This window comes from Phaeobacter sp. CC-HEC084, assembly GCF_059429255.1.
Map to the genome: position 1 here is coordinate 1,940,927 of NZ_JCAIJQ010000002.1, position 24,112 is coordinate 1,965,038.

Sequence of the window (24,112 nt, forward strand, 5' to 3'; positions counted from 1 at the left end):
ACTCGCACAGGGATCAGCGCGAGGTGTGCGGATTTCCGCACAGCCGTTAGCCCATCTTTTCAACCACTGGAATCACGCATCTGAGGCGCGGCGATAGTCCTCGGGGCGGATGCCATATCGGGCCAGTTTGTCGTAAAAGGTCTTGCGTGGCAGCTTTAGCGCCGCCGCCGCCGCCGAAGCGCGCCCGTTCTGGCGCCCCAGCGCTGCGATCAGCAAGGACCGCTCAACCTGCGCCATCTGTTCCGCCAGCCCCAGACCAGAGCCGACCGAAACCTCCTCGGGCATGCCAAGCACGAACCGCATGGCCGCCGACATCAGCGAGCGGGCATTGCCAGGCCAGTCCTGCGCCATAAGCATGGCCAGATGCTCCTGGCTGATCTCGGGCGCCGCGATGCCCGCCTGCTCGGCCGCCTGGGCCACGTAGTGACGGAACAGAACCGGGATGTCCTCGGGCCGTTCAGCCAGCGATGGAATGCGCACCCGCATGCCATCCAGGCGATAAAACAGGTCAGCATTGAAGGCGCCGCTGGTGGCCAGCTGCGCCAGATCGCTGGTGGTCCCGGCGATCACCCGCGCGGCGACGCCCTGCTCCAGACGTTCCAGAACCGCGTATTGCACCGCGTCGGCCATGGCCGGGATTTCATCCAGAAACAACGACCCGCCCGCCGCATCCTGGCACAGCGCATCAAAGGCTTCGATGGTCATCCCGGCGGCGGGTCGCTTCACAAAGGCGCCCTGCGCCCGCGGCGACATCAGGTGGATGACTTCGGCGACCTTGGAAACGCCACTGCCCGCCGGACCTGTCACCAGAACCTCGGCTCCGGTGGGCGCCACTGCGCGCACCCGCGTCCTGAGCTGCTCTGCCTGCGGGGAGGTGCCGAAAAGCATCCGCGCCGCCGGATCGCCCGCCTCCAGCTGGCGCTTCAGGCGTCTGTTTTCCAGCACCAGTGCCCGGGTCTTGCGCGCCCGCTCCAGCACCGAAAGAAGATCCCCCGGAGCGCAGGGTTTTTCCAGAAAATCAAAGGCACCCTCGGACATCGCCCGCACCGCCATCGGAATGTCGCCTTCGCCGGTCAGCAGGATAACCGGCAGTTCGGCGTCGATCTCATGCGCATAGGTCAAAAGATGAAACCCGTCCCGCCCCGGCATGCGAATGTCCGACAGGATCACGCCATCAAATTCGGGAGAGATCAGATCCTTGGCCCCCACGAAAGAGCCAGCTGTCACCGCCTCCAGGTCGTTCAGCTCAAGCGTCTGCGACAGCGCCTCGCGCACCGCCGCGTCATCATCCACGAGCAGTACCCGCCGGGTCATGCAGCTTCTTCCTCGCTCCAGGGGTCAAGTTCGACGGTAAAGACCGCACCATCGCTGCTGTTGCAGCCGCGGATGTGGCCGCCGAAACTTTGCACCAACCCGTAAGAGATCGACAGCCCAAGGCCAAGCCCCTCGGCGCTGCCCACGGCCTTGGTCGAATAGAAAGGTTCGAACATCTTTTCCGGTTCCTTGATGCCCGGGCCGATGTCACGGACATGAACGCGCAGCCGCGCGCCAGTTTGCTGTGACGGCCATTCCAGCGCGATGCGGATCGCCCGCTGGTCCTGCTCCATCATGGCGTCGGCGGCGTTATTGATCAGGTTTACAAAAACCTGGGTCAGCCGCACCTCGCCACCCCAGGCGTAGACCGGACCGGATGGCGCTGCCCAATGGAGCGCCACATGGTCCGTTTCCAGCCGCGCCGTGGTCAGTTCCACCGCCGCATTGATCACCTGCACCAGATCAACCCGCGCCATCGGTTCGCTTTCGTTGCGAGCAAAGGCCCGCAGGTTCTTGATGATCCGCGCCATGCGTTCGGCCATGCTGGAAATCCGGGTCAGGTTTTCCGCCGCGCGCTCGGGCTTTTCCCGTTCCAGAAAGGCGGCGCCGTTTTCGGCATATTGCTGAATGGCCATCAGCGGTTGGTTCAGCTCGTGACTGATGCCCGCAGACATCTGCCCCAGCGCCGAGAGTTTCCCGGCCTGGACCAGATCTTCCTGCGCCTGTTTCAGCGCCGCTTCGGCCTCTTGTCGCTCATGGACCTCGCGGCGCAGCTGAGTGTTGATCACCTGCAGGGCCTGGGTGCGGGCCTCGACCCGGGTTTCCAGAATGACATTGGCCCGGGCCAGGGTTCGGCGCCGCTCGGTCGCGAGGAACAGGAGCGTGCCGAATGCAAGACACACCGCCGTCAGAGCGGCCGCCTGCAAGGCAGCGATACGCCGCGCCGGGGCGACATCCACCAGGATCTCTCCACGCATACCGATGACCGGCAGGTCCACCGTCAGGTGCAGCGCCTGCTGCGGCAGGTAGGAGCTGCCGGACATCTGCCAGACCTCGTGCCCGCCATGGTTTTCCACCGCGAAGGAAACCGGATCGCCTCCCTCGGCCGCGCTGCCAGGCAGCCGTTCAGCCCGTCGCCAGAACAGCAATTCCGGCCGGTTGGAAATAAACACCTCTTCGTTGCGGTTGGTGAAGAAGACCGCAGGCAAGGAGCCGCGCCAGGTCTGCTCCACATCCTCTACATCGGCCACGACCACCAGCGCCCCCAGCACGCCGCCGCCGGGCGCAAAGCTGGGCGCGGCATAGAAATAGGCCCGCCGCCCCTCGGGCAGCAGCACCGCCTGACCGGTGCCAAGCGCGCCCTGCATGGCACGTTTGAAATAGGGTTGATCGGCCACCGAGCCTCCGGCGACCCCTTCGGCAAAGGCCAGAACCCGCCCCGAACGGTCTGCATAGAACACGTCGAGCGCCGCCGTCTTGTCCGCGACTTCGCGCAGGCGCCGGGCCGCCTCTTGCTGCCCCGCCGCCGTATCCAGCCCGTCCAGCACCGGATGATCCGCCGTCAGAACCGCCAGTTCCTGATAGATTTGCAACTGTGTGCTGACCCGGTCCGACGCCAATGCCAGATCCGCCGCGCTGCGCTCTGCCAGCGAGTCCAGCGCCTGCCGGTACCCATAGATCCAGACCGCAGCCGCCAGCCCTGCGACTGCACATGCAAATCCCAGCAATAGGCCCCAGCGCTGCCACATGGTTTGTTTGATCATTGATACTGCCTCATGCAGGCCAGACTATGAAACTCACCTTGCATTGACCAGCCGCCATGGCAAAAGTCGCCGCATGAAAACACTGCATCAGCCTCCGACCGATCCGGCCTTTGTGCAAGATCCCTATCCGTTCTACGTCAAGGCCCGCGACGCGGGCGCCCTGCACTATTGGCAGGATTACAGCATGGTGGCAGCCTTTCGTAAATCGGCCGTTCACATGCTGCTGCGGGACCGCCGCTTCGGACGGGAAATCCCCGCGGAGATGGCCGCGCCCGGCCCGGCCCATCTGGCGCCGTTTCTGGCTGTCGAGGCCCATTCGCTGCTGGACGCCGAGCCGCCGCGCCACACCCGCCTGCGCAAACTGGTGATGCGGGCCTTCACCTCGCGCGCGATTACCGCGCTCGAGGCGGATATCGCCCAGCTGTGCCATGATCTGATCGATGCCTTTCCGGACCAGCCCTTTGATCTGTTGCAGGCTTATTGCACGCAGGTTCCGATCGTGACCATCTGCCGCCTGCTCGGCGTACCCGAGGAGATGGCGCCGCAGCTTCTGGATTGGTCGCACCGGATGGTGGCCATGTATCAGGCCGGGCGCACGGAAGAGACCGAGCATTCCGCAGCCGAGGCATCTGCCGCCTTTTCCGATTATCTGCGCAGCTATATCGATCAACGCCGCAGCGATCCGCAGGATGATCTGATCACCCGCCTGATTGCCGCCGAGGAGGCCGGGGACAGCCTGACCACGGATGAGCTGATCGGCACCTGCATCCTGCTGCTGAACGCGGGGCACGAAGCAACAGTGCACGCCCTTGGCAACGGGGTGAAGACGATGCTGGAACAGGGCTGGGATCCGGCCTGGCTGACAGAGGACGGGATCGACCAACTGGTCGAGGAAATCCTGCGCTATGATCCGCCGCTGCATATGTTCACCCGCTATGCATATGAAGAGGCCGAGGTCTTCGGCCATACCTTCCAGCGCGGCGATCAGGTGGCGCTGCTTCTGGGCGCGGCCAACCGCGACCCGGCAGTGCTTGATGATCCAGAGGTCTTTAACCCCAGCCGCCCGGCCAAGACCAACACGTCCTTTGGGGGCGGACTGCATTTCTGCGTCGGCGCGCCGCTGGCACGGCTGGAAATGCGCATCGCGCTGCCCATCCTGTTCCAGCGCTGCCCCGATCTGCGTCTGGCAGAAAAACCCGAGTATTCAGACAGCTACCATTTTCATGGCCTCACCCGGCTGATGGTGAGCCGCTAATGGTCGGCGCCACCCGGCGCCGCCCTCCACTTCCCCTACTCCGCTGGCTCCAGCGGCAGCAGCGTGGTCGATTTGATTTCCTCCATCGACAAGAGCGCGGTCACATTGTGCACCCGCACCTCTGAAATCAGCGCCTGATAGAATTTGTCATAGGCCCGCGCGTTCTTCACCCGCACCTTCAGGATGTAATCGATATCCCCGGCCAGCCGGTGCGCCTCCTGCACCTCGGGGCGGTCGCGCAGCGCCTGCAAGAAGGATGCCTGCCACTCCGCCTCGTGCTCAGAAGTGCGGATCAGCACAAAGAAACAAGCCTCGAACCCCAGCGCCTCGGCGTCCAGGATCACGGTCTGGCGACCAATCACCCCGGCCTCGCGCAGCTTGCGGATGCGATTCCAGACCGGGGTCTTTGAGCTGCCCACCTGCTTGGCGATTTCGTCCAGCGACTGGCTAGCATCGCGTTGCAGCTCCGCCAGGATTTTCCGATCCGTGGCATCAATCCGCACTGTCATTCTAATTTTCCCTCTGCATCGAAACCTTGGTCACCAAGCCCCGAACCACGTGGAACACATGTCCTTATTTGGGCGGACGTATGGCGCTCAAATGGGAATATTTCCTATATTGAGGGTCAAGTCAAACACCAGAAATGAGGCGCCACATGTCCAGCTTTGCCCCGATCATTCCCTCTGCCAGCTCTCAGCGCGCAGATGGCATGTGCTGCCCCGAGCCGGGACAGGTTGCCTTTGCCGGCTCTGGTCCGGGCGACCCCGATCTGCTGACTCTGAAGGTGCTGAAAGCGATGCAGTCCGCAGATGTGATCCTGTTCGACCGCTTGGTCAGCCCCGAGATCATGGCCCTTGCCGCCCCCGGTATCGCGCTGGAAGACGTCGGCAAGGAAGGCTTTGGCCCCTCCATGTCGCAAGAGGAGATCTGTGACCGTCTGGTGGCCCATGCCCGTGCGGGCCGCAAGGTGCTGCGGCTCAAATCCGGCGATCCCACCGTCTTTGGCCGCCTCGACGAAGAGCTATCCGCCTGCGACGCTGCCGGGATCGGCTACCAGATCCTGCCCGGCATCACCGCCGCCTCTGCTGCGGTCGCCGCCATCGGTCAGAGCCTGACACAGCGCGGGCGCAATTCCTCGGTCCGGTTCCTCACCGGGCACGACATGCGCGGTTTTGCCGATCACGACTGGGCTGCGCTGGCGCGCCCCGGTGAAGTGGCTGCCATCTACATGGGCAAGAAGTCCGCGCGTTTCGTGCAGGGCCGCCTGATCATGCACGGCGCGGACCGGGCTACGCCGGTGACCATCGTCGAACATGCCTCGCGCGCCAACCAGCGCGTTCTAGAAACAACGCTGGACCGGCTGCCTGCCGATCTGGCTGCGGCAGGTCTGTCCGGCCCGGCCCTCACCTTCCTCGGGCTGGCGCCGCGTCAAAGCATCGCCGCCCTGCCCGACCTCGCCTCTGACCTTACCTCCGATCTGAATATGGAGCTCGCCTGATGCCCCGTCCCTTTACGCCCAAAGTGATCACCGCGAATGACCTCCTTGAGGGCGACGTGATCTATTACACCGCCAAGGACAGCTGGAGCCGCTCGCTGAGCGAGGCCGAGCTGATTACCGACGAAGCCGAGGCGCAGCTGCGCCTGCTGGCCGCCGAACGCGATGCTCTCAACGTTGTCGGCATCTATCTGACCGATGCCAAACCCGGCACGGATGGCCCCGAACCTGTCCACTTCCGCGAAGAATTCCGCCGCACCGGTCCCTCGAACTACGCCCATGGCAAACAGGAGACTCTCTCCAATGTATAAGTATAACGACTTTGACGCCGCTTTTCTGGCTGAACGCAACGCCCAGTTCCGTGCCCAGGTAGAGCGCCGCATCGACGGCAGCCTGACCGAGGACGAGTTCAAACCCCTGCGCCTGATGAACGGGCTGTATCTGCAGCTGCACGCCTATATGCTGCGGGTTGCAATCCCCTATGGCACGCTCAGCAGCGCCCAGATGCGCCAGCTCGCGCTATTGGCCGAAAAGTGGGACAAGGGCTATGGTCATTTCACCACCCGTCAGAACATCCAGTACAACTGGCCGACCCTGAAGGACGTGCCGGACATGCTGGACGCGCTGGCCGAAGTGGGCCTGCACGCGATCCAGACCTCGGGCAACACCGTACGCAACGTGACCTCGGATCACTTTGCCGCCGCCGCCAAGGGTGAACTGGAAGATCCGCGCCCCTATGCCGAGCTGATCCGGCAATGGTCCACCGACCACCCGGAATTCCAGTTCCTGGGCCGCAAGTTCAAGATCGCGGTGACTGGCGCCGAAGAGGACCGCGCCGTGACCCGCGCCCATGACATCGGGCTGCGCATGGTCTCCCGCGAAGGTGAGACCGGGTTCGAGGTGATCGTGGGCGGTGGCCTTGGCCGTACGCCAATGATCGGCAAGGTGCTGCGGGAGTTCCTGCCCAAGGCGGACCTGCTGCCCTATCTTGAGGCGGTGCTGAGCGTCTACAACCTGCTGGGTCGGCGCGACAACAAGTACAAGGCCCGGATCAAGATCACCGTGCAGGAAAACGGCATCGACAAGATCCGTGCCCTGGTCGAAGAACGCTTTATCGAGCGCCGCGCTCAGTTCAACGGCGCCGATCAGGAGCTGCTGGAAGAGATCAAGGCGCATTTCACGCCCCCCGCCCTGCGCAGCGGCGACACTGCGGCCTATGATGCGGCCTACGACAGCGATCCGGTGTTCCGCGCCTGGGCCGACACCAACCTGTCGGCGCATCGCAACGAAGACCACGCCATCGTCACCATCTCGGTCAAGGCGCATGGCGCCACCCCCGGCGATGCCACTGCCGAACAGATGCGCGTGATGGCCGATCTGGCGCAGGAATTCGGCTATGACGAGCTGCGCATCAGCCACCAGCAGAACGTGATCCTGCCGCATGTTCTGAAATCGGACCTGCCCGCGATCCACGCCCGCCTGAAAGAGGTCGGCCTTGCGACCGCCAACATTGGCCTGATCTCGGATATCATCGCCTGCCCCGGCATGGACTATTGCGCCTTGGCCACCGCCCGCTCGATCCCGGTTGCGCAGGATATCGCAACCCGGTTCGAAGAGCTGAAGCTGGAGCACGACGTGGGCCATCTGCAGATCAAGATCTCGGGCTGCATCAATGCCTGCGGCCACCACCACGTCGGCCATATCGGCATTCTGGGGCTGGATCGCGCCGGGGTAGAGAACTACCAGATCACCCTGGGCGGTGATGCCACCGAAACGGCGGCCATCGGCACACGCACCGGCCCCGGTTTCGCCTATGACGAGATCGTTCCGGCGGTCGAGCGTCTGATCGGCGCCTATCTGGAGCTGCGGACCGATGAAGGCGAGACCTTCATCGAGACCTACCGCCGCGTCGGAATGGAACCGTTCAAAGCCGTGCTTTATCCCGAAGCCCGCAAAAAGGTGGCCTAGAGCGATGCTGAAGCTCGCAGAGAGCAGCCCCAATGGGGCTGCACCGGACACCGCCCTGGCGGAAAAGGTGGAGATGCTGAATGCCCGCTACCGGCACCATTCGGCTACCGCCGTGATGCAGGGCGCCCTGCAGGATGCCGGGCAGATTGCCCTGGTTTCCAGCTTTGGCGCGGAATCGGTTGTGCTGCTGCATATGGCGGCGGTGATCGATCCCGCCGTGCCGGTGCTGTTCGTGGATACCGAGCTGCTGTTCACCGAAACGCTGGTCTATCAGCAGGAGGTGAGCGAGCGCCTTGGCCTGCGCAACGTGCAGGTCATCCGCGCCGAGGATATCGCCGAAAAGGATCCCTATGGCGCCTTGCGGTTCTCGAACACCGACGCCTGCTGCCACCTGCGCAAGACCGTGCCGCTGCAAAACGCACTGTCGGGCTATGATGGCTGGATCACCGGACGCAAACGGTTCCAGTCCGGCAGCCGCGCCGCGCTCGACTTTTTCGAGGTCGAGGACGGCACCGGACGCATCAAGGTGAACCCGCTGGCCCATTGGGCGCCCGAGGACGTGCGCGCCTACATGGAAGAAAACCGCCTGCCGCGCCATCCGCTGGTGGCGCAGGGCTACCCGTCGATCGGTTGCGCCCCCTGCACCTCGAAGGTGGCAGAAGGTGAAGACCCCCGCGCCGGACGCTGGCGCGATCAGAACAAGGAAGAATGCGGCATCCACATCGTGGATGGCAAACTCACCCGCAAAGGAGCTGACCCCAAATGACTGTAATTGTGACTGACACCGGATTTGGCCCCGACAGCTGGCAGGCCGGCTACGAGGGTGAAAACGCGCTGGACCTGCAGCCCGATGCGGATCTGGCCCCCTTGTCGAACCGCATCCCCGGCTGCGAGATGATCCGTATTCATTTCCCCAGCTTTGCTGACGGGCGCGGTTTCACCCTGGCGCGGCAATTGCGGCAGATGGGTTATACCGGGCGGCTCCGGGCCTATGGTCACGTGCTGGCGGATCAATACGCCATGGCGCGGCGCAGCGGCTTTGACGAGGTCGAGATCGATGAGGATCTGGCCGCCCGCCAGCCCGAGGACCAGTGGTTGGCCCGGGCCAATTGGCAGGCACACGACTATCAGGCACGTCTGGGACGCGGCCGGGCCGCCCGCTGAGACGGGCCTGATCTCGCGTCAGACACCCCCACAAACCGCAATTCGGGAAAAACAAAGCTTTTCCTGACCTGAATCAACGATTAATCAGAGGTGCCGGTCTACCAGACCGGCAGTGAAACCGATGAACGAGATGACCGCCGTGACCGACACTGCCTCCGAAGCCAAGCCCGCCAAGGCGACCCCGACCCTGCCGGACGCCCAGACCGTGACCGCGGTCAAGCACTGGACAGACCGCCTGTTTTCCTTCCGGGTCTCGCGGCCCGCGTCGCTGCGGTTCCGCTCGGGCGAATTCGTGATGATCGGCCTGATGGGCGATCCCGATCCCAAGACCGGCAAGCAGAAGCCGCTGCTGCGCGCCTATTCCATCGCCTCGCCTTCCTGGGATGAAGAACTGGAATTCTACTCGATCAAGGTGCAGGACGGTCCGCTGACCTCGAAACTGCAGCACATCAAAGAAGGCGATCAGATCATCCTGCGGCCCAAGCCCGTCGGCACCCTGGTGCATGACGCGCTGCTGCCCGGCAAACGCATCTGGTTCTTCGCCACCGGCACCGGCTTTGCGCCCTTCGCCTCGCTGCTGCGCGAGCCGCAGACCTACGAGGATTACGACGAGGTCATCATCACCCACACCTGCCGCACCGCAGGCGAGCTGACCTATGGCCGGGAACTGATCGAAAGCCTGAAGGACGACGAGCTGCTCAATGAGGTGATCGGTGAGGGCTTCTGGAAGAAGATTAAATACTACCCCACCACCACCCGCGAAGAGAGCGCCAAGATGGGCCGGATCACCGACCTGATCAACTCGGGCGAGGCCTACAAGGATCTGGGCGTTGAGCCGCTCAACCCCGAGAGCGACCGGGCGATGATCTGCGGCAACCTGGCCTTCAACCTGGAACTGAAGGACATGCTGGAAGCGGCCGGCCTTGAAGAAGGCGCCAATTCCAAGCCCGCGCAATATGTCGTGGAAAAGGCTTTCCTCGACTAAGCCAACACGCCTGACGCAAGCCGCCAATGGCCAGATACAAAAAGGCCGCGCCACCCTGATACGGGCGGCGCGGCTTTTCTTTTGAAACAGCGGGTTACCCCGCACCTGTGACGGGGCGCAGAGGTTACAGGTTCAGCGCGGCCTTTACCTGATCCAGCGCCGCCTTCAGCATCGCCGGGCTGTCCTTTGCCGCATCCAGCGCCGAGGTCAGAACGGTTTTCTGGGTCTGTGACAGATCCGAGTCGGCGATCATCGTGGTGACCGTTTCGTAATCAAAGCCTTCCAGCGTCAGCGCCTCTGACATGGCCTGATCGGCAGCCTGTTCCGCTGCGGGATCAGCGGCATTCCCCGCTGTGTCTGTCACAGCTTGCGTTGCGCTTTCTACAGCCTCACGGACAGCCTCATCCGCCTGCTGAGCGACGCCCTCTGCCGCATCCGCTGCTGCTCCGGCTGCTGTCTCTGCCGTCTCTTTGGCGCTTTCCAAGGCTGCCTCTGCCTCGGCGGCGGCCCCTTCGACGGTCTCCTCGACCGCGCGCTCGACCGCTTCGGCAGCCTCTTCCATCTGCTCTGCCGTGGTTTTCGGCGCTTCGCTCTCGCTGGTCTCCTCGACCACCGGTGCAGGTTCTGCCTCAGGTGCAGGCTCTGTCACGGCTGCGGGGGCGTCCGTGTTGGTCGGCGCGTTGCTGATCGCGCTGTCTTCGGTCTGGACGGAAAAGGCATAGTAAGCGCCAATCGCCACCACCCCGGCTGCTACGGCAACAATAACCGGTTTCATGATGTCTCTCCTTTGTTGTGGCCGGGGCCTGCATCGCAGCAGAGGCTCCGGCGCGTGTTCTTGCGACATTCGATACCGGCTAGCTGACGTTCCGCAGCCCCCGCCACAAGGGGCAAAAATCGCCGGACGCGTCATCGGCCAGCCGCCGCCGACAGGATCCCGGCGGATTGGCGGGGCTTTGCCGGCACCCAGGCCGGGAGCGCTTTCCCCCTGACGACCGCCCCTCCGAATCGATGCAGACCAGGCCGGGCTGGCTGCCGCCCTGCCCGCCGGGTGCCGGTGCCTACCTGCCCGCAGGCCCGACTGCGGGAGGCTTGCCCCGGTTCTGTGATGACAATCGCCTTTTTTCACGGGCGCCCGCATCGGTTCCCGCTTGAAAGACGCCGCGCCCCGGTTTAGATTTCATGCTCGAAAATCGGCAACCATCAAAGGATTGAACCCATAGCCCGCAGACCTCATAACGCGCCGCCGCCTCGTGATACCGGCCCGCGCACGAACGAAAAAATCCGCGCCCCCGAAATCCGCCTGATTGGCGCCGAAGGGGAGAACGTTGGCGTTGTCCATCCGGCCAAGGCGATGGAGATGGCAGCGGAAGCGGGTCTGGACCTTGTGGAGATCTCGCCGAACGCCAATCCGCCGGTCTGCAAGATCATGGACTTCGGCAAGTTCAAATACGAGCAACAGAAACGCGAAAGCGAAGCCCGTAAAAAGCAGAAGATCATCGAGGTCAAAGAGGTCAAGTTCCGCCCGAACACGGACACCAATGACTACAGCGTGAAAATGCGCAACGTTTTCAAATTCCTTGAAAACGGTGACAAGGTGAAGATCACCCTGCGTTTCCGCGGCCGCGAAATGGCGCACCAGAACCTCGGCCGTGAGCTGCTGGAGCGTGTGGCCGAAGACGTCAAAGATATCGGCAAGATCGAAAACATGCCGAAGATGGAAGGCCGTCAGATGATCATGATGATCGGCCCGCTGCCGCAGAAATGATCCTGCGGCCCTGACGGACCGGCCCGATCTGGGCTGAATTCCGCCTTTCTATTCCGCCCCCGGTGCTTGACTGCGCCGGGGGCGTTGTCATTGTCGCCCCTGATAAACAGCCATGCGATCAGGACGAGCCGACATGTGGGAAGAACGATTTGCGAACTCCGATGACTATGTGTTTGGAACCGAGCCTGCCCGGTTCCTGACCGAACACACCGCCTATCTGACACCGGGCCAGACCGCCCTGTCGGTGGCCGATGGCGAGGGGCGCAATTCCGTCTACATGGCGCAGCGGGGGCTTGAGACGACCGCCTATGAGTTCGCCCCCACCGCCATTGCCCGCGCCCGTAATCTGGCGGCAGAGCGTGGCGTCACGGTGGATTTCCAAAACGTTGATATCCTCACCCATGACTGGCCTGAGGATGCCTATGATCTGGTGGTCGGCATTTTCATCCAATTCGTCGGCCCCAAGGATCGCAAGGTGCAATTCGAAGGCATGAAACGCAGCCTGAAACCCGGCGGTGTGCTGCTGCTGCATGGCTATACGCCGAAACAGCTTGAGTTCGGCACCGGCGGGCCGCCCTTTGCCGAGAACATGTACACCGAGGATCAGCTGGCCGCTGATTTCGTAGGCTGGGACATCCTGGAGAACCGCGCCTATGAGCGGGAGGTGCAGGAGGGACGCGGCCACAGCGGCATGTCCGCCCTCATCGATTTCGTGGCGCGCAAACCCGCCTGACTACAGGTACCCGCATGAAAAAGGGCCCCGCAGTGCTGCGAGGCCCCATTGCTGTTCTGTCCCAGTGGCTCAGCCTGCGGCGGCGGCCACGGCGCGTTTGGTCAGGACACCGACAAGATGGGCACGGTATTCCTTGGTGCCGTGGATATCGCCCATCATGTTGGCCGGGTTAATGCGCAGATCCGTCAGAGCGTCAGGGCGGAATTCCTTGCCCAGTGCCTGCTCAGCTTCGCTCCAGCGGAACACACCCTCTTCCGACGCGCCGGTGACGGCAACCCGCACCCCGTCCGCGTATTTGGCCACGAAAACCCCCACCAGGGCAAAGCGCGAGGCAGGCTGCACGAACTTCTGATAGTTCGCGGCCTCCGGCACCGGGAACCGCACGCCGGTGATGATCTCACCCTCTTCCAACGCGGTGGTGAAAAGACCGTCGAAATAATCATCCGCCGCGATTTCGCGGGCATTGGTGATCACGGTTGCGCCGCTGCCCAGAACCGCTGCCGGATAGCAGGCCGCCGGATCGTTATTGGCAAGCGAGCCGCCGATGGTGCCCCGGTTGCGCACGGCGGGATCGCCGATGTGGCTGGCCAGCTCGGCCAGCGCGGGATAATGCGCTGCGGCCTCGGAGGCAACGGTGGCATGGGTGGTAGCGCCGCCGATTGCCAGGCTGCCATCATCTTCGCGGCAGACGCCCTGCATTTCACCAATCCCGGCAAGCGAGACCAGTTTCGACGGCATCGCCAGCCTTTGTTTCATGGTCGGCAGCAGGGTCTGGCCACCGCCCAGCGCCTGCGCGTCTTCCTCTGCCAGCGCGGCAACCGCGTCGGCAATGGAGGCAGGCTTCTCAAACTCGAAATTATACATTCCGCTTTCCTTCCCAAAGAATGCCGGGGGATCACCCCCCTTGTTCTTTTGTTCAAATCTCCCAAGGGCGCAGGGACCCGGCACATCTGCCTGGCCCCTGCCCCGGTGTTAACTGTTCATCGCAGCCCAGACGCGGCCGGGGCTGAGTGGCATATCGATATGCGTCACATCTTTACCCGCTGCCTGCAGCGCGTCCACCACTGCATTCACAACCGCCGGCGGCGATCCGATGGCACCGGCCTCACCGCAGCCCTTCACCCCAAGGGGGTTATGGGTACAGGGCGTCTGGCAGGAATGGTCCACCTGATAGAAGGGCAGATCATCGGCGCGCGGCATGGCGTAATCCATGTAGGAGGCTGACAGGAGCTGACCGTTCTCGTCATAGACGCAGCCCTCAAGCAACGCCTGACCGATGCCCTGACCGATACCGCCATGCACCTGACCATCGACGATCATCGGGTTGACGATATTGCCAAAGTCATCCGCCGCCGCGAAACGTTCGATGGTGACCTTGCCGGTCTCAGGATCGACCTCCACTTCGCAGGCATAGGCGCCCGAGGGGTAGGTGAAGTTCGCCGGATCGTAAAAGGCGGTCTCTTCCAGCCCCGGCTCCATATCCTCAAGCGGGTAGTTGTGCGGCACATAGGCCGCCAGCGTGACATCGCCCCAGGCCAGGGATTTATCCGTGCCCGCAACCGAGAACTGACCGTCCTTCAGCTCGATATCCGCATCGGAGGCTTCCAGAATGTGGGCGGCGATCTTCTTCGCCTTGGCGATGATCTTTTCCGTCGCCCGAACCATGGCAGAACCACCAACGGCGAGGGAGCGCGAGCCGTAGGTGCCCATGCCCATCGGCGTGTTGGCGGTGTCGCCATGCACGATCTCGACCATGCTTTCGTCGATGCCGATCATATCCGCGATCACCTGCGGGAAGGAGGTTTCATGCCCCTGCCCGTGGCTGTGGCTGCCGGTCATAACCACCAGACCCCCGGTCGCATTCACCCGCACCGTGGCGGATTCATAAAGACCCGCCCGCGCGCCCAGCTGCCCGACAAGGTTCGACGGCGCAATGCCGCAGGCCTCGATATAGCAGTTGACGCCCAGACCGCGCAGCTTGCCGTTTTCCTCGCTCTTGGCGCGGCGCGCCTTGAAGCCTGCGAAATCGGCAACCTCCATCAGCTTGTCCATGGTCGCGTTGTAATCGCCGGTGTCATATTCCACCGCCACCGGGGTGGCATAGGGGAATTCGGTGATGAAGTTCTGACGCCGCAGGGCGATGGGATCGACGCCCAGCTCGCGCGCGGCCTTGTCGATGACGCGCTCCAGCTGGAATGTCGCCTCAGGGCGGCCCGCGCCGCGATAGGCATCCACCGGCACCGTGTTGGTGAAGACCGCCTTCACGTTCACATAGATCAGCGGCGTCTTGTAGTTACCCGCCATCAGCGTGCCATGCAGCCAGGTCGGCACCGAAGGCGCAAAGGTCGACAGGTACGCGCCCATATTGGCGTAGGTGTCGGTGCGCAGCGCGGTAAAGTTGTTCTCCGCATCCAGCGCCAGTTCGATCTTGGTCACGTGATCGCGCCCGTGGGCATCCGACATGAAGGCCTCGGACCGGGTAGAGGTCCATTTGACCGCCCGGTTCAGCGCCTTGGCCGCGAAGGTACAGAAGGCTTCCTCGGCATAGTGGAAGATCTTGGTGCCGAAACCGCCGCCCACATCCGGCGCGATGACGCGCAGCTTATGCTCGGGGATACCCAGCACGAAAGCGCCCATCAGAAGGCGGATCACATGGGGGTTCTGCGAGGTTGTATAAAGCGTCGATTCCCCGGTGGCCCGGTTGAAATCGCCCACAGCCACGCGCGGCTCCATCGGGTTCGCGACCAGACGGTTGTTGACCAGCTCCAGCGTGGTCACATGGGCCGCATTGGCAAAGGCCTCTTCCACCGCTGGTTTGTTCTCTTCCACGAAGCCCCAGTCATAGCAGAGGTTCGAGGTGAGATCGTCATGCACCTTGGGGGCGCCTTCCTTGATGGCCTCCTTCATGTCGATGACGGCGGGCAGTTCTTCGATATCGAGCTCAATCGCCTCGGCGGCGTCGCGAGCTTCCTCGCGGCTTTCTGCGACCACGGCGGCGATGGCATCGCCCACATAGCGGACCTTGCCCTGAGCCAGAACCGGGTGCGCAGGTTCCTGCATCGGTTCTCCATGGCGGTCGGTCACCTGCCAGCCACAGGGAATCGATCCAACACCTTCGAAATCAGCGCCGGTGAAGATACGGATGACGCCGGGCATTGCGGCCGCAGCCGTGGTGTCGATGCCGTTGATCTTGCCGTGGGCCACATCCGAGCGCAGGAAATGCACATAGGCCTGATTGTTGAGGTTGATGTCGTCGGTGTAATTGCCGGTTCCGGTCAGGAACCTTACGTCTTCGCGCCGCTTCGGGCTGGCGCCGATGCCACTATCCTTTGGCATTGTCCAAATCTCCTCCCTGGATGGTGCGCGCCAGGGCGCACCTCTTGGTCATGCAAAATTGTCTTTTGTCCCGGGCCGCGCCTCCCTGCGCTGCCCGCGGCGGGCTTATGGCTTTATTCGGCAGCAATGGCCGTCACGTCCTGACCGGACGCGGCAAGGATCGCCTTGACGATGTTATGATAGCCGGTGCAGCGGCAGATATTGCCTTCAAGATAGGCGCGCACCTCGGCTTCGGTCGGCTTGGGGTTTTCCTTCAGCAGCGCCGCCGCCGACATCACCATACCCGGGGTGCAAAAACCGCACTGAAGCCCGTGGTGATCCTGAAACGCCTGCTGGATCGTATTCAGCGTACCATCCGGAGCCGCCTGCCCTTCGATGGTGGCAACCTCTGCGCCGTCTGCTTCGGCCGCCAGCATGGTGCAGGATTTGACCGCCTTGCCGTTCACATGCACCACGCAGGCGCCGCACTGGCTGGTATCGCAGCCTACATGTGTCCCCGTGAGCCCCAGCTCGTCGCGCAGAAATGACGCCAGGAGCGTGCGCCCCTCCACATCACCGCTGGCGGGCTTGCCGTTCACGGTCATCGAGACCTTCGCCATGAATTCCTCCCATTCGCTACTTTTGTTTGGCTGAATAGGAGTTAAGCACGGGATGCGGCTGGCGCGAACCCCCAGAAATGCCTCTGGCCGTAACATTTTTGCCAAACGGCAAGAAGCCGCGCGTAACACGTTGGAGATGCGGACATTTTGTGCTCTCTGGCGCAGCGTTCAGCCCCGCCCGGCGTCATCCTGTCCCGCGCGGCGCGGCATGGGCCGGGTGGGAATCTCTTTCAGCAGCCCGCCAACCCCCATGGCGGCGATATCCGCACCGCGCAACGCGACGCCGCAGATCACCCGTTCCAACACCCAGTCCGCGCCATTAAGCGCAGGCGAGCGGGCGCAGCCCGGCAGGCCGATCACAGGCTTTTCGCCCAATGCACCAAGAAACAGAAGGTTGCCCGGATCGACCGGCATGCCAAAGCGCGTCACCGTGCCCCCCGCCAGCCGCAGCGCCTGAGGCGCCACATCCAGTGGGTCCGAGGTCGCCGATCCGGTCAGGATCAGGATGACCTCTCCCGGCGCATCGGCAATTGCCGCTGACAGCTCCGCCTCGCGGTGGGGCACAACCACGCGATCTGTCAACTCCATACCCATCCGGTCGAGCCGTCCGGCCATGGCCGCGCGGCCCTTTTCGGATGGAGTATCGCCCGTAACCCGCGTTTCGATCAGGGTTGCGGTCTTGTAGACCGGGGCGCGCACCCGCAACGCCCCGCCTGCATTCCTTGCCGCTTGTCTCAGGTGCGCCTCTGGCACCCCGTAGGCGATGATCTTGATGGTGGCGATCATGCCGCCTGCATCGACCCGGTGATAGGCGGGCACGGTGGCGATGGTGATCATCGGCTCGACCGCATTCACCGCCTCCAGCTGCGCCCGGTCCAGCTCCACCACACCGCAGGTTTCGGCGTAAAGGTTCACCCGCCCCGCCCCGGCGCCGGAAATGCGCAGCCCTTGGGCGCTTGGGTCTGGGACAATGGCGTGGGCCAGCGCCTGCGCCGCCGCATCCTCGTGCATATCGCCGCTTTCCAGCCGCGCCGCGGTGACTTCGGAGAAACCGGAGGCGGCCAGATCGCGAAGATCTTCAGCGGCCAGCGCCGTGCCCTTGGCAATCTTGCGGGCCTCCAGATGCAGGGAATGCGCCAGGATCGCCCCCTCGGCCTGATCCAGCGGAACCGGGCCGAACTTCATGAGGATTTGCCACGCAGAACCGCTGTCATCTCGGCCAGGATCGACACCGCGATTTCAGACGGGCCCGCCGCGCCGATATCCAGACCGATGGGCCCGTGGATGCGCCCGATCTGTTCTGCGGTGAAGCCTGCGGCCACCATCCGGTCCACCCGTTTGGCATGGGTGCGGGTGGAGCCCAGCGCACCGATGTAGAAACAATCGGCGCCCAGCGCTGCCTCCAGCGCCGGATCGTCGAGTTTCGGATCATGGGTCAGCAGCACCAGCGCGGTGCGGGCATCAAGGCCAAGCTTTTCCACCGCCTCGTCCGGCCAATCGTCCATCAATGTCTCGCCCGGGAACCGCGCGGCGGCGGCAAAGGCCTCGCGCGGGTCGATAATCACCGGATCATAACCCGCAATCCGCGCCATGGGCACCAGCGCCTGGGCGATATGCACCGCACCCACCACGATCAGCCGCAGCGGCGGGTTGTGCACGGCAACGAAGGTCTTGCCGTCTTCCTCCCCCCCGGAGCGGTCCATGCGCAGGCGCTCAGCATAGCCATCGCGCACCAGACGGCGCGCGCCGCTCTCCAGATCCACCTCATAGGCGAGCGCGATACGGTCTTTGCGGGCCGCGACCAGCTGTTCCAGCAGATCGACCGGTAGGGCGCCGCCCACGGGTTCAACCAGAACTTTGATGGTGCCGCCGCAGGCCAGCCCCACGGCAAAGGCATCATCATCGCTGACCCCGAACTCGAGCAGGCGGTGCTTGCCATCCTCGATGGCTTCCAGCGCCTCAAAGACCACCGCGCTTTCGACGCAGCCGCCCGAGACCGAGCCTTCGATGCGGCCATCGCCGCCCACCACCAGCTGCGATCCGGCCCGGCGCGGCGCCGATCCCCAGGTCTGCACCACCGTGGCCAATGCAGCCCCGGTGCCATCCCTGTGCCATTCCAGCGCCACCTCCGGCGCGTTCTCGAAACGCTGGGTTTCCTCTGACATGCAATCCTCCCGGCGTGTCTTCCGCCTTTGTTGCCCCCAAGGTTGACGCGAAGGCCAGAGGTTTCAAGCCGAAAACGCAGCGCACAACGCAAAGCGCCCGCCGGGACCGGCGGGCGTTCGGGCATGTTACAGGCGCGGGAGGGTGCCTATTCAGCCGGTTGCAGGTTCGATTTGGAGGGCGTCAGACGCTCGGGCAGGGCAAAGGCCAGCGCGATGAAACCAAGGCCCAGAACGATGCCGAGGACATCGCCCGGCAGCGCCGTCATCCCGTCGAACTTGGATCCCGGCACGGTGCCAACGGTGACCTTGCCGCCCGCGATGCTGTCCAGAAGGCCGCTCGATTTCCACATCGGGTAGGTGACCATATAGGCCGCAGCACCCAGAAGGCCGCCGGCGATGAAGAACAGCGCATCCTTGCGCCCCGAGGCCGCCGCGACAACGCCGGTGCCGGGGCAATAGCCCGCCAGCGCCCAGCCAGCGCCCAGCATCAAGCCGCCAATTAAGACGCCCACATAGGCGGTTTTTACGGACATATGCCCCACGTCGACAAAGCCCAGCATCTGCCCCGCGAACATCAGCACCGAACCGGTGCCGATGGCCAGCAGGATGGTCTTGGCCAGATTGAGATTGGTGAGGTTCAGCATCTTGCCGATCATGTTCGGGTTGCTGGCGCCAATACGGTCCAACACCGCGCCGAAGGCCAGGCCGATAACAATTGCGAGAACGATAGACATCATGGCTCAGGCCTCCTTCTTGAACAGGATAAGGGATACGGGGATCGCAGCGGCAAAGGCCCCGGCGGCAAAGAGATAGCCCGACAGCGCGGTCTGCATCATGCCCGACATCATGTGCCCCGAGGTGCATCCGCCCGCAAGGCGCGCGCCGTAAAGCACGATGAAGCCGCCAACAAAGGTCGCGCCGTAGCGCAGGGCAACCCCGTCCCCCATATTGGCGCGCCACAGATCGGGGATGCTACGCTCCCGTGCGGGCAGGCCGCCGCGCGCCATGACCGACAGAAAGCCGCCCACCGCCATCGCAAGAACAAAGACAAAGCTGTAGTTCAGCGGGTTCATCACCGATTTGGCGTATTTGCCATTCGATTTCGCCAGATAGGCATTGGTCGAGGTATATCCCTCCTCGGTCTTGGTCACCAATTCGCTGTTCACCGCGTCGCCGATGATCCCGTCCAGGATCACGAATTGCGTTGACACGCCAATCGGTTTGACCAGCAGCACTGCCAGAAAGAAGACGAACCCCAGCAGGAGCCCTCCGGTTTTCCAGTTCATGGCCATCATCAGCCTCCCAAATTACATTCCATTTACGGAATGTAGCAGGGCGGGCGCAGGTCAGGCTTGACCCAGATCAATTACATTCGACTTTTAGAATTCGTCAGAGAAGCGCCATCAACCGCGCCTTTTCGCCCTGATCCTCGGGGCGGGAAATCACCTGCGCCAGATCTTCGAGCGAGGCAATGGAGTGGCCGGCCCGAAAACTGTCCACATGGGGCAGCATGGCGCGGATACCTTGCGCCTTGGGGGCGAAGCCTTCCCAGCGCAAGAGCGGGTTCAGCCAGATCAGCCGCCGCGCTGACAGGTGCAGGCGCTGCATCTCCTTGGCCAATTGGTCCGGGTCGTCCCGGTCCAGCCCGTCAGTGATCAGCAGCACCACAGCCCCCTGCCCCATCACACGGCGCGACCAGTCGCGGTTGAACTCATGCAGGCACTGGCCGATGCGGGTGCCACCTTCCCAGTCCTGCGCCTCGGCGCCCGCTGCGGCCAAGGCCGCGTCCACATCGCGCGTCGCCAGATGGCGGGTGATATTGGTGAGCCGCGTGCCAAAGGTGAACCCATGCACCTTCGCCCAGCCCGCGCCCTTTTGGTTGGCGACCGAATGCAGGAAATGCAGCACGATGCGGCTGTACTGGCTCATGGAGCCGGATATATCGCAGATCACCACCAGATTGGGCCAGCGGATGCGCCGTTTCGCGCGGGCGATATCTTGCAGATCGCCACCCCGACGCGCCGCATCGCGCAGGGTGCGCCGCCAATCGGCCCGCTGCCCATGCGGCGCGGCCATCAGGCGGCGCGACTGGATCGGCTGCACCGGCAGGCGCATCTGGGAAAGGATACGTTTGGCGCGGGCCACTTCCTCGGTGCTCATCTGTTCGAAATCCAAGGACCGCAGGCGTTCCTCGGAGGACATGGTCAGGGTCGCATCGATCTCGAACTCAGTGCCCTCGTCCTCTTGCCCCTCTGGCAGGTCGATCTGATCATTCGCCCCATCCAGCAGCGCCTCGGCGGCGCGTTTTTCACCGGGTTTGGCGGCGCGCTCTTCCTGCACGCCGCGCACCGCAGGCAGCATCGCCGCCATCATATGCTCCAGAAACCGCGGATCACGCCAGTAGAGACGAAAGATCTGCGCAAAGACCGTCCGGTGTTCGGGACGGGTCACGAAACAGGCATGCAGTGCCCAGTAGAAATCCTGCCGACTGGTGAAACCCGCTGCCGCCACCGCCTCGACCGCGTCCACCACCCGGCCCGGCCCGATGGGCAGCCCCGCCTTGCGCAGGGCGCGGGCGAAATGGGTGATGTTCTGGACGAGTTTCGGATCGTCCGGCAGGGAGAGTTCGGGCAGTTCAACCATCAGATCAGCACCCGGATCACGGCGTCTCCTCCAATGTCTGCTTTGCCTTGTCGAGGATGCGTTTCGCCTCCGATCCCTGGAGTTGCGCGATATCGTCCTGGTATTTCAGGATCGCGCCCAATGTATCGGCGATCACCTCGGGGCTGAGGTCAATGACATCAAGCGCCAGCAGACAATTGGCCCAGTCGATGGTTTCGGCCACGCCGGGTTTCTTGAACAGATCCTCGGTCCGCAGCGCCTGGACAAAGGCGACGACTTCGCGGCTGAGTTTTTCTGAGGCTTCCGGCGCGCGGGCCCGCAGGATTTCGACCTCGCGGGTGAAATCGGGGTAATCGACCCAGTGATACAGGCAGCGCCTTTTCAGCGCGTCATGCACCTCACGCGTGCGGTTGGAGGTCAGGATCACGATGGGCGGCTCGGGCGCCTTGATGGTGCCAAGTTCCGGAATGGTCACCTGAAAATCGCTGAGCGCCTCCAGAAGGAACGCCTCGAAAGGCTCATCGGTACGGTCCAGTTCGTCGATCAGCAGCACCGGCGCGCCATTCTCATCGGGGCGCATCGCCTCCAAGAGTGGCCGTTCGATCAGAAACTCGTCAGAGAACAGCTCCGTTTGCAGCGCCGCGCGGTCGGCGCCGCCTGCAGCCTCGGCGGTGCGGATCGCCACCATCTGCGCGGCAAAATTCCATTCATAAACCGCGCTGGAGGCATCAAGCCCCTCGTAGCATTGCAGCCGGATCAGGCGACGGCCCAGCGCCGCAGACAGCGCCTTGGCGATCTCGGTCTTGCCGACGCCAGCCTCACCTTCCAGGAACAAGGGGCGGCCCAGACGCAGCGACAGGAAAACCACGGTAGCAAGCGCCCGGCCGCAGACATAGCCCTGCTCGCCCAACATCTGTTGCACCTGATCGATGGATTGCGCCTCTGTCATGCCTTGCCTCCCCGCTTGGTCGCACCAAGAGGCCATGCGCCCAGCGCGCGGTCAAGGCTGGTCTGCCCCCGTTTTCGGATTGTTGATTTCGTTTGTTGGGCAACACTTCGACAAGGGTTAACGGCTATACACCCTGCAATGATTGACGCAGGGCGCCCGCCCTGCCATGGATTTTGGCAATGACGATAGCCCCGGCTGCACCCGATCCATTTGTGACGACGATGTGCGGTAACGAGAGGCAAGATGCAGGCGGCAAGGCAACAGATCGAATGATGCGCCACGGATCAACACAGCCCGGCACTTCGCGCCGGGACGCCAAAGGGGATGCATGATGCGCATCACCGCCGTCACCTGCGTCAAGAACGAAGGCCCCTTCCTGCTCGAATGGATCGCCTATAACCGGCTGATCGGGGTCACGGATTTTCTGTTTTATTCCAACGATTGCAGCGATAGCACCGATGACCTGCTAGATGCATTGGCGGCGCGGGGGCTGGTGCAGCATCTGCCCAACCCGGCCGAGGGGCGCAATTACCAGATGGAGGCGCTGAAACACGCGCGCCAGCAGCCCATCGTGGCGGATGCCGACTGGGTCTGGGTGGCCGATGTGGATGAATTCCTGAATATCCATGCAGGAGACCACACAATCCCCGATCTGATCGCGGCCTGCGGTAATCCCCAGGCGATTTCGCTCAGCTTCCAGTTCTTTGCCAATGATGGCGTCGAGGCCTTCGAAGACGTGCCGGTGATTGCCCAGTTCACCCGCTCGCACAACCCGGATATCTGCTGCGCCGATGGTTCAATCGAGGTCAAGACGCTGGTACGCCGCGATTTTCCGCTGCAATACTATGGCGCGCATCGCCCGTTCTTCCGCAAGGCTTTGGCCAAGGACAAGCGGCCCGTCTGGACCGATGGTGGCGGCCGCCGGGTGCCCTTCCGGTTCCTGATGGCTGCAAACCGCGATCATATCCGCAAACTCCCGGCCAAAGGCGCCCGCAGCCTTGCGACGCTGAACCACTACGCGCTGCGCTCGCTCGACAGCTATCTGGTGAAGAATGACCGCGGCGATGTGAACCGGGAAAACCGCGCCTTTGACGATACCTATTGGCGCGAACGCAATGACCCCGCCTATGAGGATCTGTCGATCCAGCGTCATCTTCCGGCGCTGGAGGCGGCGCTTGCCGTTCTGAAATCCGACCTCGAGATCGCCACCCTGCACGAGGAGGCCGTGCGCCTGCACCGTGCGAAACGCGATGAGCTGCTGGCCCAGCCCAGCTATCAGGCGATGCGCGATCAACTGCGCGCCGCCCCACCCCTGCCGCCACAGGAAGAGGCCCTGCTGCGCGACCTGGGCCTCTGGACCAAAGAGGCGGCGCAATGAGCCTCAAGGTCATCAACCTCGGCCTGCCGAAATCGGGCACCACCACGCTGGGCAAGGCGCTGTCGCAGGCGGGATACACCGTCGCCGATCACCGCCTGCGCGACCGCGAGGAAGACAAACCCGGCAAGCGGCGGATCTTTGTCGGCAGCCTCCTTTACAAGGGGCTTTATGAGCGCGGCGATCCCATGGCCTATCTGGATGGTTTTGATGCGCTGTCAGAGGTGAGCTTTATCCATGGCAAATTCTCGGTCTGGCCGCAGTTCGACTTTGCCCTGCTGAAGGTGCTGAAGGATCTCAACCCGGGTCTCAAATTCATCGCCACCCGGCGCGATGCGGCCAGTCATTCCAAATCGATCATGGCCTGGAACAACCTTGGCACCGCCCGGCTGCCCGCCAGCACGGTGCCTGGCCTGCCCATCGGATACGGCAAGACGCCCGAACAGCAGATGATCTGGATCGACGGTCATTACGAAGCACTGAAACACTGGTTCCGCGAGGATCCCGATTATTTGGAGGTCAACGTGGCTGATGCCGATGCTCAGGCGCAGGTGGGCGCCTTCCTTGGCCGTGATCTCCCCTGGTGGGGCCAGGCCAACGTCAACCGGAAGGCACGTTCCTGAC

At 63.3% G+C, this 24,112-nt stretch carries 24 protein-coding genes; 11 read left to right on the plus strand and 13 right to left on the minus strand.

The window, feature by feature from the left end; genetic code table 11:
- Positions 1–72 precede the first annotated feature (72 nt).
- Positions 73–1,314: a sigma-54-dependent transcriptional regulator gene (locus tag AC5SSZ_RS09500; RefSeq protein WP_274828697.1), complete on the minus strand. Its 1,242-nt coding sequence runs from the start codon at positions 1,312–1,314 to the stop codon at positions 73–75.
- Complete coding sequence (locus AC5SSZ_RS09505; protein WP_274828699.1) at positions 1,311–3,077, minus strand: sensor histidine kinase; 1,767 nt, start codon at positions 3,075–3,077, stop codon at positions 1,311–1,313. The genes AC5SSZ_RS09500 and AC5SSZ_RS09505 overlap by 4 nt, the downstream gene beginning before the upstream one ends.
- A gap of 73 nt (positions 3,078–3,150) precedes the next feature.
- On the opposite strand from AC5SSZ_RS09505, the gene AC5SSZ_RS09510 reads away from it, so the two are divergent.
- Positions 3,151–4,332, plus strand: coding sequence for a cytochrome P450 (locus AC5SSZ_RS09510; protein ID WP_495438042.1), 1,182 nt, complete (start codon positions 3,151–3,153; stop codon positions 4,330–4,332).
- A 35-nt stretch (positions 4,333–4,367) separates the two neighbouring features.
- Here the strand turns inward: AC5SSZ_RS09510 and AC5SSZ_RS09515 are convergent, their stop codons facing one another.
- A complete protein-coding gene (locus AC5SSZ_RS09515; RefSeq protein ID WP_065273197.1) occupies positions 4,368–4,841 on the minus strand; it encodes an Lrp/AsnC family transcriptional regulator in 474 nt (157 codons plus the stop codon).
- Between the two features lie 200 nt (positions 4,842–5,041).
- Between AC5SSZ_RS09515 and cobA the strand changes: the two genes are divergently transcribed.
- The 6 genes from cobA (at position 5,042) to AC5SSZ_RS09545 (ending at position 9,944) form a co-directional block, all read left to right on the plus strand.
- The gene (cobA, locus tag AC5SSZ_RS09520) at positions 5,042–5,830 is read left to right on the plus strand and encodes a uroporphyrinogen-III C-methyltransferase (RefSeq protein WP_495438331.1); all 789 of its coding nucleotides are present in this window, start codon (positions 5,042–5,044) and stop codon (positions 5,828–5,830) included.
- Positions 5,830–6,138, plus strand: coding sequence for a DUF2849 domain-containing protein (locus tag AC5SSZ_RS09525; RefSeq protein ID WP_495438043.1), 309 nt, complete (start codon positions 5,830–5,832; stop codon positions 6,136–6,138). The genes cobA and AC5SSZ_RS09525 overlap by 1 nt, the downstream gene beginning before the upstream one ends.
- On the plus strand, positions 6,131–7,795 hold the full coding sequence (locus AC5SSZ_RS09530; RefSeq protein ID WP_274833630.1) for a nitrite/sulfite reductase: 1,665 nt from the start codon (positions 6,131–6,133) through the stop codon (positions 7,793–7,795). Before AC5SSZ_RS09525 ends, AC5SSZ_RS09530 begins: the two co-directional genes overlap by 8 nt.
- 4 nt (positions 7,796–7,799) lie before the next feature.
- On the plus strand, positions 7,800–8,561 hold the full coding sequence (locus tag AC5SSZ_RS09535) for a phosphoadenylyl-sulfate reductase (RefSeq protein WP_495438044.1): 762 nt from the start codon (positions 7,800–7,802) through the stop codon (positions 8,559–8,561).
- Positions 8,558–8,959: a DUF934 domain-containing protein gene (locus tag AC5SSZ_RS09540; RefSeq protein WP_495438045.1), complete on the plus strand. Its 402-nt coding sequence runs from the start codon at positions 8,558–8,560 to the stop codon at positions 8,957–8,959. Before AC5SSZ_RS09535 ends, AC5SSZ_RS09540 begins: the two co-directional genes overlap by 4 nt.
- A 121-nt stretch (positions 8,960–9,080) precedes the next feature.
- On the plus strand, positions 9,081–9,944 hold the full coding sequence (locus AC5SSZ_RS09545; RefSeq protein ID WP_065273192.1) for a ferredoxin--NADP reductase: 864 nt from the start codon (positions 9,081–9,083) through the stop codon (positions 9,942–9,944).
- Positions 9,945–10,068: 124 nt separating this feature from the next.
- On the opposite strand, the gene AC5SSZ_RS09550 is transcribed toward AC5SSZ_RS09545, so the two are convergent.
- Positions 10,069–10,719, minus strand: coding sequence for a hypothetical protein (locus tag AC5SSZ_RS09550; RefSeq protein WP_495438046.1), 651 nt, complete (start codon positions 10,717–10,719; stop codon positions 10,069–10,071).
- A gap of 528 nt (positions 10,720–11,247) precedes the next feature.
- Here AC5SSZ_RS09550 and infC point away from each other — a divergent pair.
- Both infC and AC5SSZ_RS09560 read left to right on the plus strand, forming a co-directional pair.
- Positions 11,248–11,709 carry a translation initiation factor IF-3 gene (infC, locus tag AC5SSZ_RS09555; protein ID WP_237028470.1) on the plus strand — a complete coding sequence of 154 codons (462 nt, stop codon included), beginning with the start codon at positions 11,248–11,250 and terminating at the stop codon, positions 11,707–11,709.
- Between the two features lie 133 nt (positions 11,710–11,842).
- Positions 11,843–12,442: an SAM-dependent methyltransferase gene (locus tag AC5SSZ_RS09560; RefSeq protein WP_495438047.1), complete on the plus strand. Its 600-nt coding sequence runs from the start codon at positions 11,843–11,845 to the stop codon at positions 12,440–12,442.
- Positions 12,443–12,511: 69 nt separating this feature from the next.
- Here the strand turns inward: AC5SSZ_RS09560 and AC5SSZ_RS09565 are convergent, their stop codons facing one another.
- From AC5SSZ_RS09565 to AC5SSZ_RS09605, 9 genes are all read right to left on the minus strand, one after another.
- Complete coding sequence (locus AC5SSZ_RS09565; RefSeq protein ID WP_065273188.1) at positions 12,512–13,306, minus strand: FAD binding domain-containing protein; 795 nt, start codon at positions 13,304–13,306, stop codon at positions 12,512–12,514.
- 108 nt (positions 13,307–13,414) lie between these two features.
- Positions 13,415–15,778 (minus strand): xanthine dehydrogenase family protein molybdopterin-binding subunit, encoded by a 2,364-nt coding sequence (locus tag AC5SSZ_RS09570; protein ID WP_495438048.1) that lies wholly within the window; start codon positions 15,776–15,778, stop codon positions 13,415–13,417.
- Positions 15,779–15,891: 113 nt separating this feature from the next.
- Positions 15,892–16,377 (minus strand): (2Fe-2S)-binding protein, encoded by a 486-nt coding sequence (locus AC5SSZ_RS09575; protein WP_274831879.1) that lies wholly within the window; start codon positions 16,375–16,377, stop codon positions 15,892–15,894.
- A 168-nt stretch (positions 16,378–16,545) separates the two neighbouring features.
- A complete protein-coding gene (locus AC5SSZ_RS09580; RefSeq protein ID WP_495438049.1) occupies positions 16,546–17,562 on the minus strand; it encodes a molybdopterin-binding protein in 1,017 nt (338 codons plus the stop codon).
- Positions 17,559–18,542, minus strand: coding sequence for an XdhC family protein (locus AC5SSZ_RS09585; RefSeq protein ID WP_495438050.1), 984 nt, complete (start codon positions 18,540–18,542; stop codon positions 17,559–17,561). Before AC5SSZ_RS09585 ends, AC5SSZ_RS09580 begins: the two co-directional genes overlap by 4 nt.
- Before the next feature lie 146 nt (positions 18,543–18,688).
- Complete coding sequence (locus AC5SSZ_RS09590) at positions 18,689–19,279, minus strand: DUF6691 family protein (protein ID WP_495438051.1); 591 nt, start codon at positions 19,277–19,279, stop codon at positions 18,689–18,691.
- 3 nt (positions 19,280–19,282) lie between these two features.
- Positions 19,283–19,828 carry a YeeE/YedE thiosulfate transporter family protein gene (locus AC5SSZ_RS09595; protein WP_274831875.1) on the minus strand — a complete coding sequence of 182 codons (546 nt, stop codon included), beginning with the start codon at positions 19,826–19,828 and terminating at the stop codon, positions 19,283–19,285.
- A gap of 103 nt (positions 19,829–19,931) precedes the next feature.
- Complete coding sequence (locus AC5SSZ_RS09600) at positions 19,932–21,185, minus strand: vWA domain-containing protein (protein ID WP_495438052.1); 1,254 nt, start codon at positions 21,183–21,185, stop codon at positions 19,932–19,934.
- A gap of 16 nt (positions 21,186–21,201) precedes the next feature.
- A complete protein-coding gene (locus AC5SSZ_RS09605) occupies positions 21,202–22,113 on the minus strand; it encodes an AAA family ATPase (RefSeq protein WP_065273181.1) in 912 nt (303 codons plus the stop codon).
- Positions 22,114–22,444: 331 nt separating this feature from the next.
- Between AC5SSZ_RS09605 and AC5SSZ_RS09610 the strand changes: the two genes are divergently transcribed.
- Both AC5SSZ_RS09610 and AC5SSZ_RS09615 read left to right on the plus strand, forming a co-directional pair.
- Positions 22,445–23,491, plus strand: coding sequence for a glycosyltransferase family 2 protein (locus tag AC5SSZ_RS09610; protein ID WP_495438332.1), 1,047 nt, complete (start codon positions 22,445–22,447; stop codon positions 23,489–23,491).
- Positions 23,488–24,111, plus strand: a complete 624-nt coding sequence (locus AC5SSZ_RS09615) for a sulfotransferase (RefSeq protein ID WP_495438053.1) — start codon at positions 23,488–23,490, stop codon at positions 24,109–24,111. Before AC5SSZ_RS09610 ends, AC5SSZ_RS09615 begins: the two co-directional genes overlap by 4 nt.
- The last annotated feature ends 1 nt before the right edge of the window (position 24,112 follow it).